This window comes from Geminocystis sp. CENA526, from assembly GCF_050753365.1.
Lineage (GTDB): Bacteria > Cyanobacteriota > Cyanobacteriia > Cyanobacteriales > Cyanobacteriaceae > Geminocystis.
On record NZ_JBLZFY010000001.1, the window covers coordinates 135151 to 154370 of the forward strand.

The window sequence follows — 19220 nt, forward strand, 5'->3', positions numbered from 1 at the left end:
AATAAGAATAAGGTTTAAAAACAAAAGGGAGGGGCAACTAGAATCTAAAAGTAGTTCTTAATGCTCCTACCCATATAGCATCGTTGCGACTATCATGGTTAGGATTGAGTACCACATACGCCCCCGGAGTAATTAAGATATTGTCTGTGATGGGATATTTATACTGGAATTCGATCGTATAAGAGGTATTTCGATCGTTAGAGGCTTTAGGAGGCATACCACCAAGTAGGGATAAGATAGCTCCCTCTTTTCCTACATCAAGGAAAGAAATATTCCCAGCCCATGTCCATAAATCAGTACTACTTCTTGAGCCAACTCCTGTAGCTTGTCGTTGTAGGTTATCAGCAGAGGCAAAACCTCCTCCACCAGAGACATGAACTTTGTCTGTAATTCTCCAATTTCCTTGTAAACCTACCCTGTTAGCAGTTAAAGCACTTCCTGCGAAGGGATTATTTCCTCTGGGACTTCCAGTACTACTGGTGATATTGACATTTCCTTCAGGCTCGTAGGTATAAAGATAAGTGGCAGATAATTTAAGAGTTTTTGTCGGCGAAAAGACAATTTGAGCTCCTGTACTAAAAGCACCGTTGAAGAAACCTTTTCCTTCTTCTGGACTAGAGCCATTTCGTGCTACATAAAGAGTATTAAAATTCCATTGATCATTAAGTTTAACTTTAACACCGCCCCCGGCACCTTCAGGTCCACGAAATACTAGAGGATTACGTCGTAAAAAGCGAGTTAAAGCACCAGTGCCTCCACTTTCTAAATAGGGATTCCCCACATCAAAAACCTTGTCAATATTCATCGCATTTGTACCGACAAAAGCTGTCACTTTGTTACCAATAGGAAAACGATAAAATAAATCATCTAATACGACATCATTATTTGTATTGGTATCGTAGCCTAATCTTGTCATGTCAGTATTTTGATTAAAAGCCTGAATATTTCCAGCTTGAAGACGCACTCTTAGTCTATCTTTCCCCGTAAAACTGGTATCAAAATTTAAACGCACCCGATTAGCTAACACGGCTTGATTTTCATTGACGGCATTTGCCCGTTTTGTCAAACCGCCATAACTACCCGTATCTGAATTGAAGGCATTTGCCAAGCTAATAATCACTTCTCCACTCAGTTTTGTGGTGGTAGAGAACTGATGATCTTCTAAAAAGGCTACTCTTCCTTCTAGGTTATCAACTCTTGCTCCCAATGTCGCTAATTCTGTTTCAAATTCCTGCATTAATCGCTTAAGTTTCTCAATATCTTCCCTCATTACTGATTGACTTGAGGCAATTAATCGTTCCATTTGTTGCATACAAGCGTTTAATCCTGCTGCAAATTCATAACGACTCAAAGCTCGATTTCCTCGAAAGGTTCGATCGGGATAACCCACAATACAACCATAATTTTCAACTAAACTTCTCAAGGCTTCAAATGCCCAATCTGTAGGCGATACATCTCTTAATTGGGAAACAGATGTAACTTGACTCATTTCTGAGTCCATATCCATAGGTACTTCGATCGCACCGACAGCAGAAGCCATCAATGCAGAGACAATCCCCATAACGGAGATTTTTCTGAGATGTAATGACATAAAATCCTCACAGTGAATTTTTAATTATTGAATGAATTTTTCAATAAAGTATAACCAAGATAACAAATAATTGCAAATAAAAAGCAACAAGATTGTAGAAATTAATCTGAATTTTTATATTATACATTTGCCAAAATAATGCTTTTCAAACGGTATAATAAGCATTTACACCCCATTTTTAGGAATGCTTAGAGATATTTATTAATAAAAAAAATCAATAGTTAATGAGGACTGTTGATTATTGCTTTGTAACTTAGGGTTTGCTGAAAAAGTATTTTGATGAAGAGAGGGAAGAGCGGATTTGGGAAAAGGGAAGAGTGAATAAATGACAAAAATCAAGGTTTTGAGGCTTTGTATCAACATATAATTACAAAGTTGTTTTAAATAAAATTTAGTAAAAAATGCTCAGTTTTTGAGTAAAAATTGTGAAAATTGAACACTTTTTAGTTTGTGTAGTATGTCCAAAGCGTTGATTTTAATAGTCTTCTGATTTATTCAGCAAACCCTACTTACTTTTTTCTTGAGTCTTCATTTTACTTATTTGATCCTTTGCTATAATTACTCATTGCCAATTATTGATGATGATTATGAGTTATTTTATGGATAGACGCGCCTATGCTGAAACTTATGGTGCGACAGTAGGCGATCGAGTTAGACTAGCAGACACAGAATTAATTATTGAGGTAGAAAGAGATTACACCGTTTATGGAGAGGAAGTAAAATTCGGAGGGGGTAAAGTAATTCGAGATGGTATGGGGCAGTCTGGTATTTCAAGGGCTGATGGTGCAGTAGATACGGTGATTACTAATGCTTTAATTCTCGATTGGTGGGGTATTGTGAAAGCCGATGTTGGCATTAAAGACGGTAAAATTTTCAAGATTGGTAAGGCTGGAAACCCTGAAATTCAGCCTAATGTGGACATTATCATCGGTGCAGTCACAGAAGTTATCGCTGGAGAGGGAATGATTTTAACGGCAGGAGGCATTGATACCCATATTCATTTTATCTGCCCTCAACAAATCGAAACCGCCCTTGCTTCTGGAATTACAACTATGATTGGTGGTGGTACAGGACCTGCTACAGGCACAAACGCCACTACTTGCACCCCAGGGGAATGGCACATTTACCGAATGTTAGAATCTGCGGACGCTTTTGCCATGAATTTGGGCTTTTTAGGTAAGGGTAACAGTAGCCAACCAGAGGGGTTAATTGAGCAAGTCAAAGCAGGGGTAATGGGGTTAAAACTCCATGAGGATTGGGGTACAACTCCTTGGAGTATCGACACTTGTTTAACTATTGCGGATAAATACGATGTGCAAGTAGCCATTCACACCGATACTTTAAATGAGGCGGGATTTGTGGAAGACACCATCAACGCTTTTAAAAACAGGGTTATCCATACCTATCATACCGAAGGGGCTGGAGGTGGTCACGCACCAGATATTATTAAGGTATGTGGGCAAATGAATGTTTTACCCTCCTCGACAAATCCCACTCGCCCTTATACCATGAATACCTTAGAAGAACACCTAGATATGTTAATGGTGTGTCATCATCTCGATCGAGGTATTCCCGAAGATGTCGCTTTTGCGGAGTCTCGCATTCGCCGTGAAACCATCGCCGCCGAAGATATTTTGCACGATTTAGGTGCTTTTAGTATGATTGCTTCTGATTCTCAAGCTATGGGAAGGGTAGGAGAAACCATTATTCGTACTTGGCAAACTGCCCACAAAATGAAGGTACAAAGAGGACATTTATCACCTCCCGTTGATAATGGGGGAAGTCTTAACCCCCCTCAATCCCCCCTGAGTAATGGGGGAAGTCTTAATGATAATTTTCGGGCAAAACGCTACATTGCCAAATATACCATTAACCCTGCTATAACCCATGGTATCGCTGATCATGTGGGTTCGATCGAGGAGGGTAAATTAGCGGATTTAGTGTTATGGAAACCAGCCTTTTTTGGAGTAAAACCTGAATTAGTAATTAAAGGAGGGATGATTGCCTATGCCCAAATGGGAGACGCTAACGCTAGTATTCCTACCCCTCAACCTCGTCATTCTCAGCCTATGTTTGGTAGTTTTGGAGGTTCGATCGCGTCCACTTGTTTAACATTTGTGTCTCACGCTTCCTTAGAATTAGATATTAAAGGGAAACTAGGCTTAAGAAAACCCACAGTAGCGGTGACAAATACCCGTAATTTAAGTAAAGCTGATATGAAGTTAAATGACTATGCACCCTTTATGGAAGTGGATGCTCAAACCTATGAAGTAAGGGCAGATGGACAACTTTTAACCTGCGAACCTGCGGATATATTGCCAATGGCACAACGTTATTTCTTATTTTAGCTTAAAAATCACCTCATCAAGAATATCTATACTGTTGATTTTAATAGCTTTCTAACTTATTCAGCAAACCATATTTAATATCAATTAAAAAAGATATTCATTCAATCTTCTTTGATTAAAGATAAAATATTAAACTTTAATAAATATAGTAATGTTCTAATTAATACTTCAGGGTTTTCCTGTCCGTAAACAGCTAAAAAATAAGACACTTTTAAACTTCCTTGATTTTTTAAATCTTGGATAATTTTATCAATAATTTGATTGTTTAAACGATAATTAGCCCCTAAATTAGTTGCCCAAGTCGATCGAATTTTGTTGAGATAATTGTCATCAAAAATTTCGCTTAATTTTAACCTATTTTCTGGTAATAAATAGTTAGTGCTATAATGACCAAATAAGTTGAAAGGATCATTAGATAAAGGATGAAAGGGGATGGATTTATTAACAGGCACACTCATTTCTTTTTGATTTCTAATTTCTGCTAAAGAAGCCCATAATTGATCATAGGATTTGATCACATTTTGCCAATCATAAATCTCTTTAACTCTTTGTTTGCCATTTTCCCCCATTTTTCTCCTTAAATTAGGATTATCTATCAATTTAACTAACGCTTCGGCACACTCATCAATGTCTATCACCGTAGAAAAACAAGCATGAGCAATATAAGTACTATAGTTAATATTATCAAGGTGATAATTATAAGCTAAATCAAAGCTATTATTTTGAGGGGGAATCATGGTAGAAATACGAAAACCATCTATCTCGTGACGCACAGATTCTTGATAACCATTCCAATCCGAAACGATTACAGGTAAACCCGCCGCCATCGCTTCAATAGGGGTTAAACCAAAGGTTTCTTGAATATTATCAGCTAAGGAAATAAAAATATCTGCACAAGACCAAATTTTTTGACGAATTTCAGGATGTTTTCCATTTAAAAATACATGATTTATAGAGGGTGCAAATAATTTACAACTTTCTTGAAAGGCTTTTTCTTCTCTTTTATCCTCAAACCAACCACACTGAATCAAATGAATTTTGCCTTTATGATTAATTTTTTTTACAGCTTTCTCTAAGGCTAAATACATTGGCACCGGATGGGCTTTTGCGTAAAAGATTAAACGTCCTAAAAATAAAACAACTATATCTTCTTCGTCAATATTTAATGCTTCTCTGAGACTTTTTCTGTAGTCAGAATTAGGAATAAATTTTTCTGCTTCTACTCCTAAAGGGATAATTGGTAGTTGTAATTCTATATCTATCTTACTGTTGAATCTGTGTCCCAAATATTCTTTCCAGTCGTAAAATATTTTATCTACAGTTCTTTTGACAGCATTAGAAGTACAGATGAGAGCATCCCAAGGCTGAATGGGCGTAATTAATAAATTACTGATGTGATTAACAGCTTCTTTATTGGCAATAGTATGGGTAATACCACATATACTATAACCTCTTTGGTCATAAAATCTCCTTGTCCAAGCAAATTCTCCTAAATTCGGACCTGGTATATAAAGATTTCCTGCTTCCGCTAATCGATAAGATTGATTTCGAGGAATAAATTGAAATATTGATGGTTTTTGTAAAATCGAAGTAATTGATTCTTGAAAAGATTTATATTCTATTTCACTATCACTATAACAATAAAAAGTTTTTTCTTGATGTGATTTAACGTAAGCCTTAAAAAAACCTTCTCCTGCCGATTGTCTGCCTAATAGTCTAGCACCTTGAGTATTGTATCCTTCGGCTTTGTAATACATAGCCGTAATGGATTGTTTTTTGATCATATAAGAAAATGAATATTGATTTTAATAAATATGAGTAGGTAGGCAAAATCAATTGGATATTTAGATTGTAAAAGGGAATAGTGCATCTCGACTTTCCTCGATAACCATTGAATTATACCCAAATCAGTTTTCTCAATCAGACGACTTAAATACCTCCTAGTTTATCCTAAGTAAAACTAAACCACTGCTGTAATTCTTCCCATCCTAAACCTTGTCGTACGATCGAAGGGTTATTAGTAGAAAAATCAATAATGGTTGAAACCTGTACCCCCGGATCAGTATAATCATCGATAATGATGTCCACTTGTTTCTCAAATTCATCAAATAATCTTGCTTTTTCCCACTCTAGGGAAGGAGAATCACCATCTTCGTCAATAACATGGGCAGAAGTGGAAATAATAGGATTATCAAGGGATTCAAGTAACGCCTGACAGACATTTTGATCGGGAACTCGTATTCCAGTCGTCTTTCTTTTGGGAGACATGACCAATTTAGGCACTAATTTTGTGGTAGGTAAAAGAAAAGTATAAGGACCCGGTATCAAGCGTTTCATGATACGATAGGCTTCATCACTAACAACGGCATATTCTGATATTTTCGATAGTGAAGAACAAAGAAAAGTCAAAGGTTTATCATTAGACAGTCTTTTCAACATTCGTACTTTTTCCACTGCTGATTTAACATTCATATCGCAACCGATAGCATAAACGGTATCAGTGGGATAAAGCATAATAGCGCCTTTTTTTAAGGCTTGAGTAATTTGTTCAATATCTCGTTGTTGTGGATTATCGGGGTTTAATTCGTAGATTGTTGCCATGATGTTTAGCTATTTTTAAACAATTGTATAACGAAATTTCCGTTATCTGTTCAATTTCTCTACCGAAAAATAATTATTGAGAATTTAAAAAAAAACTTAACAATTATACGATCGATTTGAGATTAAATAAGCTCTTTGATTTTAAAATGGTTTTGAAAATGACAAATTTCAGTAAATAAAGGATAACTAGATAACTTAATATTTTCTTGCTCAAATTGTTGCATAAAATCCTTAATAGTGATAGACAAACATTGATAAAAATCCTCAATTTTTTTAAAAGTGATATGTTGTTTACCATAACTAATTTTAAATTTATTAAATAACCTTTCAAAAGTAATTGATTCAGGTTCTTCAATTATATCTATTTTTATATTTTGGTTTTTCTGTAAACTATCATAACCTTCAATTAAAGCAGAAAACCATGAATCTAAATAAGTCGATCGTACAGATATTTCTCCATCATCGCTACTAATTATAATATCTCCTAAAGCATCATTAGGATCAATTTTTTCTTCCCGATCTAAACTAAATAAAATCTTCATATTTAATAGTTAATATCTAATGTGAATTAAGCAGATATTTCCTTGAAGAGTCAGAACAACTCTGACTCTAATTATTTGTTTTCCTAATTTAATCTAAATATTCAAAAACTTATTTTAGACTCGATCGAGCTACATTAATCAACAATCTTAAGGCATCATTTACAGACTTGTTATCAGGAAAATATTGAGCAATATCTGCATCTAATATAACGAAATTTAGGTCATTTTTTTTACTAATTTTTTGGGCATTTTGCCAAAACTCCATATCAGTTTCAGGTGCATCCGATAAATCAATATCTTCATCTTTTATATTTTTAATTCTTGTTAATTCTTCTTGAGTAGGGATATAATTTTTTGTAACATTATCCATAATAATAATCCTCCCAAATTTTTCTTTCGTATTTAATTTAATATCTTGTCTCATTACATTGTTAAAAGAAATTATACAGTGATTTCTAACGGGAGAAATGCGATAACTAAATCACTTTTGTCGATACCTTGATTGATTAAATCATCACTAATTCCTTGCTCAATACCATCATATTCCAGATAAACTTTTTGATTTTTAATAGTTAGATAAAGTATGTTGCCTCTTACTCTTTTATCTTTATCCCAACCTACTTGCATTAAAGCATAATGATCTCGAATTTCGTCAAACACTGGATGCAACTCAATATTTCCGTGAGATGGTTTTAATTGTGCATATTTAAGGATTGTATTTTTGACAATTTCTCTATATTGTATTAGTTTATCCATTCCTGAATTTCCTCTTTTAGTAAGTCCACAATAATTAATTTTAAATTTAACTTTTTAATAACTAATTTTCCTATAGCCTCATCAAATATTTCTTGATAAACCTCAGTAGTAATTGCTAAATAAATTTCTCTTTGAGGATCAACTTGTTTTAGTAAAAGTTGATAAAGTATATATTGACCGATTGCTTGTTCAAGATCAACAATAGGAGAAGGGCTACGAAATTCCTTAATTTCAATAACGATCTTTTTTCTCCTTGTTTAGCACCAATTGTTGCACTACTTCTTGTTTCAAAGTTCTTACTTATTCAGCACCTAAGTCCACAAATAAAAATCTTTCTCCATAGGAAATAACATAAGGATCATCTGTAATATCTCATCCTGATTTAATAATAGCTTTTTTGACAATAGGGTGAATAGTATCTCTTCTGGGCATTATTTAACAAAGGTTTAATTTCTTCATCAGAAAATAATTATTGAGAATCTAAAAAAATACTTAACAATTCTTTATAATAGAGAGGATCACGATCGAACGGTTATAGACAAAGCTAATGTATCTTTTGTTACTAAGTCTGAATAACCAATAGGTAGTAATATAACGAATCTAAGTATGCAAGGTCAAGATATAATGATAAATTCTATTAATAGTGAGTTACAACCATTTCAAGGGCAACCTTGGTTAGTGGAAGAAAGAGACGCTTGTGGTGTGGGTTTTATCGCCTATCAAGATAACCGCAAATCTCATAAATTGGTAAAACAAGCCCTCAAAGCCTTACACTGTATGGAACACAGAGGCGGATGTGGTGCTGACAGAGAAACGGGGGACGGTTCTGGTATTATGACTGGTATCCCCGTAGAAATTTTTAAGACGTGGTTTGCAGAAAATAATATTGAGATGCCTCCTTTTGAGGAGTGGGGTGTGGGTATGGTATTTTTACCCCAAGATGAAAAGGAAGCGCAAGAAGGGCGCAAGTATGTAGAAGAAATGGTGGCAGTGGAGAGTTTAAAAACCCTCGGATGGCGTACTGTACCTGTAAATTCTGATGTATTGGGAGAACAAGCAAAAGCTAATCAACCTCGCATCGAACAAATTATCGTTACTTCGGGAGATACTCACTATAAAGGAGATGAACTCGATCGAAGATTATATGTAGCACGATCGAGAGTAGGTAAAAAATTGAGCGATGACTTCTATATTTGTTCTTTCTCCTGTCGTACGATCGTCTATAAAGGATTAGTACAAGGAGACGTATTAGAAAAATTCTACCTAGATTTACAAAACCCTGCTTATGAGAGCCGTTTTGCGGTGTATCATCGTCGTTTTAGTACTAACACTGTACCAAAATGGCCTTTTGCACAACCCATGCGCGTATTAGGGCATAATGGCGAAATTAATACCCTCATCGGTAACATTAACTGGATGAGTGTCAGGGAAGCAAATTTAGAATTACCCGGTTGGAGTCAAGAAGAATTTGACGGTGTAACTCCCATTGTCAACATGAATAATAGTGACTCTTACAACCTTGATAGTTCTTTAGAATTATTAGTGCGTACAGGTCGCAGTCTTCCCGAAGCCTTGATGATTCTCGTGCCTGAAGCCTATAAAAATCAGCCAGAATTAGACAAATATCCCGAAATTGTGGACTTTTATAACTACTATAGCGGATTAAAAGAACCTTGGGATGGTCCTGCTTTACTCGCTTTTAGTGAAGGTAAAACTGTGGGCGCTTGTCTCGATCGAAATGGCTTACGTCCAGCGCGCTATGCTATCACAAAAGATGGTTATGTGGTAGTAGGATCAGAAACAGGAGTTGTTGACTTAGACGAATCAGAAATCATCGAAAAAGGCAAATTAGGTCCCGGTCAGATGATTGTGGTGGATTTAGAACATAATAAAATCCTCAAAAACTGGGAAATCAAACAACAAATTGCCTCTCAAAAACCCTATGGGCAATGGTTAAAAGATTATCGCTTAGAATTACCGAAACAACCTATTACTCCTTTACCCTTACAAGAAAAACAGGAATTATTGCAACAGCAAACCGCCTTTGGTTACACCGCCGAAGATGTAGAAATAATTATCGCTGACATGGCAAGGGATGGTAAAGAGGCAACTTTCTGCATGGGTGACGATATTCCTTTAGCGGTGTTATCCGATAAACCTCGTTTATTGTATGACTATTTTAAACAGCGTTTTGCTCAAGTTACCAATCCTCCTATTGATCCTTTACGGGAAAGTTTGGTAATGTCTTTACAGATGCACTTAGGAGAGAGAGGTAATTTACTCCATATCAAACCCGAAAATGCCCATACTTTTTGGTTAGAATCTCCTGTCTTGTCACGGGGTGAGTTAGCAAAAATCAAAGCAGAAGATTTTGAGACTTATGAATTATCGACATTATATCCTCTCAGTGATGGACCTAACGGCTTAAAGGTAGCCTTAGACAAATTATGCCAAGATGCCACTAAAGCGGTATTAGAAGGGCATAAAATCCTCATTTTGAGCGATCGAGTTGCCCTCACCCCCATACCTCACCCCCCCGCCCCTCTCCTAAAAGGAGAGGGTAGCCCCACAGGAGAAGGGAGAATTGATAGTGAAACTACTTATATTCCCCCTCTCCTCGCTATAGGTGCAGTGCATCAACACCTAATTAAAGAAGGATTGAGACTCAAAACCTCCTTAATTGCTGATACTGCCCAATGTTGGAGTACCCATCACTTCGCTTGTTTGATTGGTTTTGGTGCTTCCGCCGTTTGCCCCTACCTAGCTTTGGAATCTGTTTCCCATTGGTGGCACGATAGCAAAACTCAAAAACTGATGGAAACAGAGAAAATCGAGAAAATAACCGAGTCTGAAGCCTTAGAACGTTATCGTAAAGCAGTAGAGGCAGGATTACTCAAAATTTTGTCAAAAATGGGGATTTCCCTCTTGGCTTCCTATCATGGTGCGCAGATTTTTGAGGCAATAGGATTGGGTGTAGATGTCATGGAATTAGCATTCAAAGGCACAACTAGCCGTGTCGGTGGTTTAAACCTTGCAGAAGTGGCTAACGAGGTTGTTTCTTTTCATCAAAAAGCCTTCCCTGAATTACAAGGCAAAAAGCTCGAAAATTACGGCTATGTCAACTATAAAAAGGGTGGAGAATATCACATGAACTCCCCTGAAATGGCAAAAGCCTTACATAAAGCAGTATCAGCTTATGGTACTGAGGAAGGTTATGATCATTATGAATGGTATCGTAAATATTTACAAGAGCGTCCTGTCACCGCTTTAAGAGATTTATTGGAGTTTAAGAGCGATCGAAATGCTATCTCGATCGATGATGTAGAGCCTGTAGAGAGCATTGTTAAACGCTTTTGTACGGGGGGTATGTCTTTAGGTGCATTGAGTAAAGAAGCCCACGAAACCCTCGCTATCGCTATGAATCGCATCGGCGGTAAGTCCAATTCGGGAGAAGGAGGAGAAGATACTAACCGTTATACTCCCATTGATGATGTGGATGAGGAAGGTAAAAGCCCTCGTTTCCCTATCTTAAAAGGTTTGAAAAATGGCGATCGTGCAGCTTCTGCTATCAAACAGATTGCTTCAGGTCGTTTCGGTGTCACTCCTGAGTATTTAATGAGTGGTGAACAGCTAGAAATCAAGATGGCACAGGGTGCAAAACCGGGAGAAGGGGGGCAATTACCGGGTAAAAAAGTTAGTGATTACATCGCTACCCTAAGACTTTCTAAACCGGGAGTAACTTTAATTTCTCCTCCTCCTCACCATGACATCTACTCCATTGAGGATTTAGCCCAATTAATCCACGATTTACACCAGATTAACCCCTCTGCTAAGGTATCCGTTAAATTAGTAGCAGAAATCGGTATCGGTACGATCGCTGCAGGTGTAGCCAAAGCCAATGCGGATGTAATCCAAATTTCTGGACATGATGGTGGTACAGGTGCATCACCTTTAAGCTCTATTAAACACGCAGGTTGCCCTTGGGAATTGGGAGTAACTGAAGTACATCGCACTTTATTAGAAAATCAACTGCGCGATCGAGTCTTACTCCGTGCTGACGGTGGCTTAAAAACAGGTTGGGATATTGTCATGGCGGCGTTAATGGGTGCTGAAGAATACGGTTTCGGTAGCATTGCCATGATTGCAGAAGGTTGTATTATGGCTCGTGTTTGCCATACAAATCAATGCCCTGTGGGGGTTGCGACTCAACAAGAGCGATTACGTCAACGTTTCTCTGGTGTACCTGCGGATGTGGTTAATTTCTTCTACTTTGTAGCGGAGGAGGTTCGATCGATTCTCGCTAAATTGGGTTATCGTAGTTTAAATGAAGTGATCGGACGTGCTGACTTATTAACCTATCGTCAGGATGTGAAACTCACCAAAACCAAAGCCTTGATTCTCGACTGTTTAACTAATCTTCCTGACACGAAAACCAACCGTGACTGGTTAAATCATGGGGTTACTCATACTAACGGTCATGTTTTGGATGATGAAATTTTAGCAGATGCGGACATCATGGGTGCGATCGAATCTCATGGTAATGTTACCAAAGAAATTAAGATTATTAACACCGATCGTTCCGTAGGGGCGAGAATTTCGGGAGTTATCGCCAAAAAACACGGTAATTTAGGCTTTAATGGTCAATTAAACCTCAATTTCAAAGGCTATGCAGGACAAAGTTTCGGTGCTTTCAACATTCAAGGGATGAATATTCACCTCGAAGGGGAAGCTAACGACTACGTCGGTAAAGGCATGAATGGAGGTGCGATCGTCATTGTACCTCCCACTGAGTCAACTTTTGAGGCTTCGGATAACGTGATTTTAGGCAATACTTGCTTATACGGTGCAACGGGTGGTGAATTATACGCCAATGGACGGGCAGGAGAGCGTTTTGGGGTGCGTAACTCTAAAGCTACTGCTGTAATCGAAGGTGCTGGAGATCACTGTTGCGAATATATGACAGGAGGCTTAATCGTTGTCTTAGGAAGCGTTGGGCGTAACGTGGGTGCAGGTATGACGGGAGGCTTAGGTTATTTCTTAGATGAGGAGGGCAATTTTGAAGCAAAAGTTAACCCTGAAATCGTCAAAATTCAGCGTATTTGCACTGCTGAGGGTGAGGCACAATTAAAAGAATTAATCACCAATCATGGGGCAAAAACAGGTAGTAAAAAAGCTCAATTAATCTTAGATAATTGGGCAAATTATGTACCGAAATTCTGGCAAGTTGTACCGCCTTCGGAAGCAGAAAACCCTGAAGTTAAAACTCAAAAAGAGTTAACAACGGTGTAATTCGATCTTCCTTAAGGATTATGGTGAAGAAGGGTTAATAGAGTTAATTGAAGAAGAAGGGTTAAATTGATTAATTGATGGGGGTTGGGTTGAACATTGTTCAACCCCTACAAAGCACATAACCGTAGGGGCAGAATAATATTCTGCCTACCCTCACCCAAATTTATCGCTCATCATCACCATAAAACTTGTATTAAGTTTGATGCAATAAACTGTTATGATAATCATTAAATAAATTAAATTAGTAAATTTTATGAAGACGGAAAAATTAGATCGAGATATACTTGGTAAAACAACTCAAGCATTGATAGATGATCAAGTTATGGAAGGTAGAATATTAGCAATTGCTAGATCTATCGATAATGAAAAAATTTGCTTTCAACAAAAAAAAGGGCAAAATGGAATTTGGATTCCTGCATCTAACTTAATCGCAGAAACAATAGAACCTGGACAGGAAATAGAACCCAGTTTAGAAGAAATAGGTAATATTAAAGAGAATTACTTAAAAGAAATTAAAAAAGAAGTTAATAAATCACCCATACTTCTTGATTTAAAAGCAAAATCAAATGAAAAAGCATGGAGTCAATTAATCGATATTGTTGCCGACTCCGCCTGTAATGTTCAATTTTTATCATCACAAAAATCAGTAAATAGATTAATTACCCGTTCTATTAAAAGTAAATTAAGTCGAGATGAAATCGCTCACCGATTAATTTTTCATAAGTCATTACAAGCTGCAGGTTTTGAGTTTTTCTCTGATATTATTGAAGCATTTAATCGGATTTTTCAAAATATAGTAAATATACCTTTACCTTCTCTTGCTAAATTATCCGCAGAGATGATTTACCAAATAGCTATTATTTATGGATCTGATCCTGAGTCTCCAGAGGCAAAATTAGAAGCATTAAATATTTTTGCCCTTACATCAATGGGAGAACAAGCTCTGAACATAGGTTTAGACTGGCTTAAATTTGATCCAGCACTTAATAAAGCAGTGAAAGTTACGGGTAAAGCAGCCATGATTTATGGAATCGGTTATGCCGCTTGTTTATTTTATAAATATAAATCTGAAACTGGCAAAAATTTACTAAATGAGACAAAATGGCTAAAAGAGGATTTCTTACCACAGACTCAAGAATATCTTGAGATTGCAACTTCTGAAGAAAATATGAAGGACAGTTTAATTCAGGAGTTTCAAGCATATTATAAACCGATTGATTATCAGAAAATAGAAGATTATTTATCGGAACAAAATTGGAAATTAGCAGATCAAGAAACTGGGAAAATTATTTTAGATATATTAACTCAAAATATGACTGAAAATTTACAAAGTATTCCTGATAAAGATTGGCACAAAATAAATACAATTTGGACAAACGCCAGTAAAGGAAAATTTGGATTTACAGTTCAAAAGCAAATATACAAAACAAAAACTGGGTTTCTAAAGATGAATCCTATTGGTAATTTTGGGCAAGAAGTTGGATGGAGAGGTGAAGCAGGAATTTTTGGAGGTGTTTTTGGTTGGAAAGAATATGATGACTTAGTTTTTGATCTAAAATTAGCTCCAAAAGGACACTTACCAGCATTTTGGTTCGACATATATAATGATCATCATGGATATATTGTGAGACAATATTTGTTACCTATTTTTGGAAAAAATATTGATAAAACAGATAAATAAAGATGTATCACATGGATTAGTTGATGGGGGTGGGTTGAACATTGTTCTGCCCACCTCACCCAAATTTATCGCTCACCTCCACCAAGATTTATCGCTTATTACCACCGAAATTATTGTTATTAAAAAGGTAAATCTATAATGATATTTTTTGATGATGAATATTCCGAATCTTTCTCCCAATTACGAGGATTATTAACGATATATTCTCTAACATTATTTAGCATTTCTTCATCTTTAATTATCTTTTCATGATAGTTTCTTTGCCATATTAAAGATGTGCCTTTTTGTTGACATATTTGATTAATTTTTCTCGTCACTGCCCCTTTAAACGATCGAACTATACTAGGAATTGAACCTTTAACCACTTTCTGAAATTTATTATATTGTTCTTCTTTATTTACCGATTCTTTAATCCATAAAATACCGTGCAAATGATTGGGCATAATCACAAATACATCCAACTCCACAGAAGGAAAATGTAAGGGAATTTCTAACCAACATTGAAGTGCGATCGAACCTAAATGATTTAATAACATTTGATCATGTTTAATTTCACCCCATAAACATTGTCGATATTCGGTGCAAATTGTTACGAAATAAGCTCCTTGTTGACTATAATCATAATGTTTTAAACGGATCGATCGACGATTTAAAAAATTAATATTATATTTCATGTTTTTTCCATGAATCATAATTTATTATATTAATAAACAAATAATGGGTCATTAATGAAATTATCAAATCCGCAAAAAGCTATAATAGGAGATAAATTAGAGCGTTATTCTCTAAATTTACAACATAGTTTAGGGAAACATAAAGCCTTAATTTTTCAAAAACGTTTAGGAATAACTTTAGCAAACAAAAAAATTTTAGAAAATGCTTTAATGGAAGCGATAAAAAATGAAGAAGCAATTTTGTATAAAGAAGATGCTTTTGGGATTCATTATGATCTTAAATTTTATTTAAAAACAGATGATGGTGAATCATGGATTTTAAGTTCATGGATTGTTCGTCATGGAGAAAATTTCCCCCGTTTAACTAATGTTTATCCTGTTAATAAATAATCAATAAATGAGGTAAAAAAATGAATAAAATTAAAGAATATGATTTAGTCGTTTTAACTCAAGATACTGAAGTAATTCATAAAGAAACTTTAAAGAAAATTTTATTACGTCGGGGGCAAGTTGGAACAGTTTTAATGGATTTTAATCAGGAGGCTTTTTTAATTGATTTCGTCGATCGAGATGGTATTACTTACGCCATGGAAACTGTAACTAAAGAAAATTTAATTCCTTTAATTTATGAACCGATCGAACTATTAGCATCTTAATATTAAATAATATATGTTTAAATAAAAATTTAATTCCAGATTATTTAATAACATTTGATCATGTTTAATTTCACCCCATAAACATTGTCGATATTCGGTGCAAATGGTGACGAAATAAGCCCCTTGTTGACTATAATCATAATGCTTTAAACGGATCGATCGACGCTTGAAGAATATCATAATATCTCTTATATTGATAATAAATGATAAGGTGATCATGGGTTGAACATTGTTCAACCCCTACAATTTATATATTGTAGGCACAGAATGTCATTATGAAATAACTAGATGTAATTAAAGCATGGATTAATAAGGCAAAAGAGTGCGATCGCACCATTCCTAAATCAAGTAATAAAAAATATTATAGTTTAATATAGTATATAAGTTTTTGTTTAAAGTTAATTAAAACAATGTTAATAAAACTAGATATTAAAAATTTTCGTTGTTTTTCTGAGACGAAAGTACAAGGTTTTCAAAGATTAAACTTAATTGGTGGAAAAAATAATTCTGGAAAAACCGCATTATTAGAAGCGTTATATTGTTGCATATTACCAATTCCTCAAAGTTTTCTTTTTTTAAAACACTTAAGAAACGAATCTTATATTGATTCTCCTAGTGAGAAATATTGGGATAATTTATTTTTTAATAGAAATAATAATCAATTAATTGAGATTACTTCTGATTATTTAAAGTTTATTGATCATCATGATTCTTTACAGATAAATAATACCCTAATGGTAAAAAATTTATCTAATTTAGAGTTTGATTTTAACAATACAAATACTGAATTTTTTAACGATAGTTTTAGAAGAAAATTAACTGGTAATTCAACTTTAACTATTAAATCAAAGTCAGGTAATGATAACTGGCACACAGAAAAAGAATATACCATTATAAAACGTTATTCTTCCGATTTAGAAATAAGACCTAATCAACCAGCACTTTGGGGTATTTCATATAAAAGTGGAACAAAATATCAACAAAAATATAGCCAATATATTGATCAATTTTTGACACAAATACCTATTTTTTTCCCATCGTCATTCCCCAAAATTTCCAGTAGAGAATTAGCTCAATATTTTGATTTAGCAATACTTAACGAAAAATCAGAAGAAATACTAAATATTTTGCAAAAATTAGATTCTTCTATTATAGAGATTAGAAGTTTAAACATAGGGGAAGCTGATATTTATTTACGCAGGGAAGGTGAAACTTTTTTACCAATTTCTCTATTTGGTGATTGCTTTAATCGAGTTTTAGATATTATTTTAAGGTTAATTAATACTAAAAATGGTGTGTGTTTAATTGATGAAATAGAAAATGGTATTCATTATCAAAATCAACGAGAATTTTGGCGTAGTTTATTTAAGTTAGCAGTGGAATTAGATATTCAAATTTTTGCCACAACTCACAGTTTAGAAATGATCAAAGCCTTTGCTGATGTAGGGTTAGAATATCCTAATGAAGGGGCTTATTTTGAATTAGCCAGACATGAAAAAACGAATCAAATTGTGAGTATAAAAAGAGATTTAGATGTTTTGCAATATTCTTTAAAGCATGAGGGAGGAGTAGGATTAAGAGGTGAGTAATATTCTTATTGTTGAAAGCAAAAACGATCGAATTTTTTTTGATGCTTTAATTAATTATCTCAATCTACCAATCGAAACAGAAATTATCGTTAATGAATATGAAACTTTAGATGGTTTATCAGAAAAAATATTGATAGAAAAACTAAAAAGTTTACAAGCTAGAAATTTGAAAAAACCAATTGATAAGTTAGGTATTATTATCGATATTGATAATTACACAATAAAGGAGAGAATAGAATTTATTAATAAGTGTTTAAATTCAATTTTTTCGGATATAAATATATTAAAAAATATCAGTGAATTTATTGAAGTATCCAGTCCTAGTAATAAGATTAAAATAGCTTGTTATTTCACTAATGTTGAAGGTAAAGGAGAATTGGAAACGGTATTAAAAGCTATAAAATCTCACGATTCACCCCATGCAGATTGTCTTGAAGATTGGCAAAAATGCTTAGAAAATCAAGGTAGAAATATCAAACAAAAAGATTTTGATAAATTTTGGGTAAATATTTACATTCGTTATGATACTTGTTCTAATAAAGAAAGAAAACAAGCGGGGAAAAAATGCAGTATGAATAATTTTGAATACGTTATGACTAATAAAAAAGATATTTGGAATTTTGAAGATAAAAATTTACAGGAATTAAAAGATTTTTTATTTTTATTTAATGAAAAAGTTAATGAGTAAAATAAATGCTATTTTAATAGAAAAAAATAGTAGAAGCATAGATTAATACAGCGAACCCAGATTATTTAATAACATTTGATCATGTTTAATTTCACCCCATAAACATTGTCGATATTCGGTGCAAATGGTGACGAAATAAGCACCTTGTTGACTACAATCATAATACCTTAAACGGATCGATCGAAGAACATCATATAATATATAAATTATAGAGTTAAATAAATTATGAAAAGAAGTGACTTATGTTAAAATACCAACTGTTTTAAGATATAAAGGTTATCGTTTTTATAGTCATGAACCAAATGAGCCACCTCATATTCATGTGGATAAAGATAATTTGTCGGCAAAATTTTGGTTATCTCCAATTTTTTTAAGCTAGAAATATGGGTTTTTCTGGAAAAGAATTGAGAAAAATTCAGTCTATTGTAGAATCAAATCAAACAAATTTTTTGGAGGCTTGAAATGAGTATTTTAGCTGATATAAGAGTCAAAAATGTAATCATTGAAGATGATAATTTAGCTGTAGAAGTTATGGATGGACGTACGATAAAAGCTCCTTTAGTATGGTATCCTCGGTTATTTAATGCTAGTCATCAACAATTACAAAAATGGCAAGTTTGTGGTGGTGGTTATGGTATTCATTGGGAAGAAATTGATGAAGATATAAGCGTAGAAGGATTATTACGAGGTGCAACAGCCCCTGATTATGAAGCAAATATTACTTTAAGGAGGTAATTTAGTTAATTGATGGGGATGGGTTGAACAATGCTCAACTCCTACAAAGCATATCACCGTAGGGGCAGAA

The 19220-nt window shown here is 34.6% G+C and carries 17 protein-coding genes and 1 pseudogene; 9 read left to right on the forward strand and 9 right to left on the reverse strand.

Annotated elements, in window-relative coordinates; genetic code table 11:
- Positions 1-37: 37 nt before the first annotated feature.
- Positions 38-1591 (reverse strand): iron uptake porin, encoded by a 1554-nt coding sequence (locus ACN4EE_RS00640; protein ID WP_431704456.1) that lies wholly within the window; start codon positions 1589-1591, stop codon positions 38-40.
- 587 nt (positions 1592-2178) lie between these two features.
- Here ACN4EE_RS00640 and ureC point away from each other — a divergent pair.
- Positions 2179-3939, forward strand: coding sequence for an urease subunit alpha (ureC, locus tag ACN4EE_RS00645; protein WP_431704457.1), 1761 nt, complete (start codon positions 2179-2181; stop codon positions 3937-3939).
- Between the two features lie 101 nt (positions 3940-4040).
- On the opposite strand, the gene ACN4EE_RS00650 is transcribed toward ureC, so the two are convergent.
- The 6 genes from ACN4EE_RS00650 to ACN4EE_RS00675 form a co-directional block, all read right to left on the reverse strand.
- Positions 4041-5723: a glycosyltransferase family 4 protein gene (locus tag ACN4EE_RS00650; RefSeq protein ID WP_431704458.1), complete on the reverse strand. Its 1683-nt coding sequence runs from the start codon at positions 5721-5723 to the stop codon at positions 4041-4043.
- 166 nt (positions 5724-5889) lie between these two features.
- Positions 5890-6540 carry an L-threonylcarbamoyladenylate synthase gene (locus tag ACN4EE_RS00655; protein ID WP_431704459.1) on the reverse strand — a complete coding sequence of 217 codons (651 nt, stop codon included), beginning with the start codon at positions 6538-6540 and terminating at the stop codon, positions 5890-5892.
- A gap of 122 nt (positions 6541-6662) precedes the next feature.
- On the reverse strand, positions 6663-7082 hold the full coding sequence (locus ACN4EE_RS00660; protein WP_431704460.1) for a hypothetical protein: 420 nt from the start codon (positions 7080-7082) through the stop codon (positions 6663-6665).
- A gap of 109 nt (positions 7083-7191) precedes the next feature.
- Positions 7192-7452 (reverse strand): hypothetical protein, encoded by a 261-nt coding sequence (locus tag ACN4EE_RS00665; protein ID WP_431704461.1) that lies wholly within the window; start codon positions 7450-7452, stop codon positions 7192-7194.
- A 71-nt stretch (positions 7453-7523) separates the two neighbouring features.
- A complete protein-coding gene (locus ACN4EE_RS00670) occupies positions 7524-7838 on the reverse strand; it encodes a XisI protein (protein WP_431704462.1) in 315 nt (104 codons plus the stop codon).
- Positions 7826-8080, reverse strand: coding sequence for an element excision factor XisH family protein (locus ACN4EE_RS00675; RefSeq protein WP_431704480.1), 255 nt, complete (start codon positions 8078-8080; stop codon positions 7826-7828). The genes ACN4EE_RS00670 and ACN4EE_RS00675 overlap by 13 nt, the downstream gene beginning before the upstream one ends.
- Positions 8081-8444: 364 nt before the next feature.
- On the opposite strand from ACN4EE_RS00675, the gene gltB reads away from it, so the two are divergent.
- On the forward strand, positions 8445-13127 hold the full coding sequence (gltB, locus tag ACN4EE_RS00680; RefSeq protein WP_431704463.1) for a glutamate synthase large subunit: 4683 nt from the start codon (positions 8445-8447) through the stop codon (positions 13125-13127).
- A 253-nt stretch (positions 13128-13380) separates the two neighbouring features.
- On the forward strand, positions 13381-14808 hold the full coding sequence (locus ACN4EE_RS00685; RefSeq protein ID WP_431704464.1) for a GUN4 domain-containing protein: 1428 nt from the start codon (positions 13381-13383) through the stop codon (positions 14806-14808).
- Between the two features lie 119 nt (positions 14809-14927).
- Here ACN4EE_RS00685 and ACN4EE_RS00690 read toward each other — a convergent pair whose 3' ends face one another.
- Positions 14928-15482 (reverse strand): transposase, encoded by a 555-nt coding sequence (locus tag ACN4EE_RS00690; protein WP_431704465.1) that lies wholly within the window; start codon positions 15480-15482, stop codon positions 14928-14930.
- Positions 15483-15536: 54 nt separating this feature from the next.
- Here ACN4EE_RS00690 and ACN4EE_RS00695 point away from each other — a divergent pair, with 54 nt between their 5' ends.
- Together ACN4EE_RS00695 and ACN4EE_RS00700 are read left to right on the forward strand one after the other, a co-directional pair.
- Entirely contained in the window at positions 15537-15872 is a 336-nt protein-coding gene (locus ACN4EE_RS00695) for a DUF6883 domain-containing protein (RefSeq protein WP_431704466.1), read from the forward strand.
- A 20-nt stretch (positions 15873-15892) separates the two neighbouring features.
- The gene (locus ACN4EE_RS00700) at positions 15893-16138 is read left to right on the forward strand and encodes a DUF4926 domain-containing protein (RefSeq protein WP_431704467.1); all 246 of its coding nucleotides are present in this window, start codon (positions 15893-15895) and stop codon (positions 16136-16138) included.
- A gap of 36 nt (positions 16139-16174) precedes the next feature.
- Here ACN4EE_RS00700 and ACN4EE_RS00705 read toward each other — a convergent pair.
- Positions 16175-16318 (reverse strand): annotated as a pseudogene (locus tag ACN4EE_RS00705) (transposase); the annotation flags it as partial.
- A gap of 230 nt (positions 16319-16548) precedes the next feature.
- On the opposite strand from ACN4EE_RS00705, the gene ACN4EE_RS00710 reads away from it, so the two are divergent.
- The 4 genes from ACN4EE_RS00710 to ACN4EE_RS00725 all read left to right on the forward strand — a co-directional run bounded on the left by ACN4EE_RS00710 (position 16549) and on the right by ACN4EE_RS00725 (position 19150).
- Positions 16549-17727, forward strand: a complete 1179-nt coding sequence (locus ACN4EE_RS00710; RefSeq protein ID WP_431704468.1) for an AAA family ATPase — start codon at positions 16549-16551, stop codon at positions 17725-17727.
- Positions 17720-18415, forward strand: a complete 696-nt coding sequence (locus ACN4EE_RS00715) for a DUF3226 domain-containing protein (protein ID WP_431704469.1) — start codon at positions 17720-17722, stop codon at positions 18413-18415. Before ACN4EE_RS00710 ends, ACN4EE_RS00715 begins: the two co-directional genes overlap by 8 nt.
- Positions 18416-18650: 235 nt before the next feature.
- Entirely contained in the window at positions 18651-18794 is a 144-nt protein-coding gene (locus ACN4EE_RS00720) for a DUF4160 domain-containing protein (protein ID WP_431704470.1), read from the forward strand.
- 83 nt (positions 18795-18877) lie between these two features.
- Positions 18878-19150, forward strand: coding sequence for a DUF2442 domain-containing protein (locus ACN4EE_RS00725; RefSeq protein WP_431704471.1), 273 nt, complete (start codon positions 18878-18880; stop codon positions 19148-19150).
- Positions 19151-19220 lie beyond the last annotated feature (70 nt).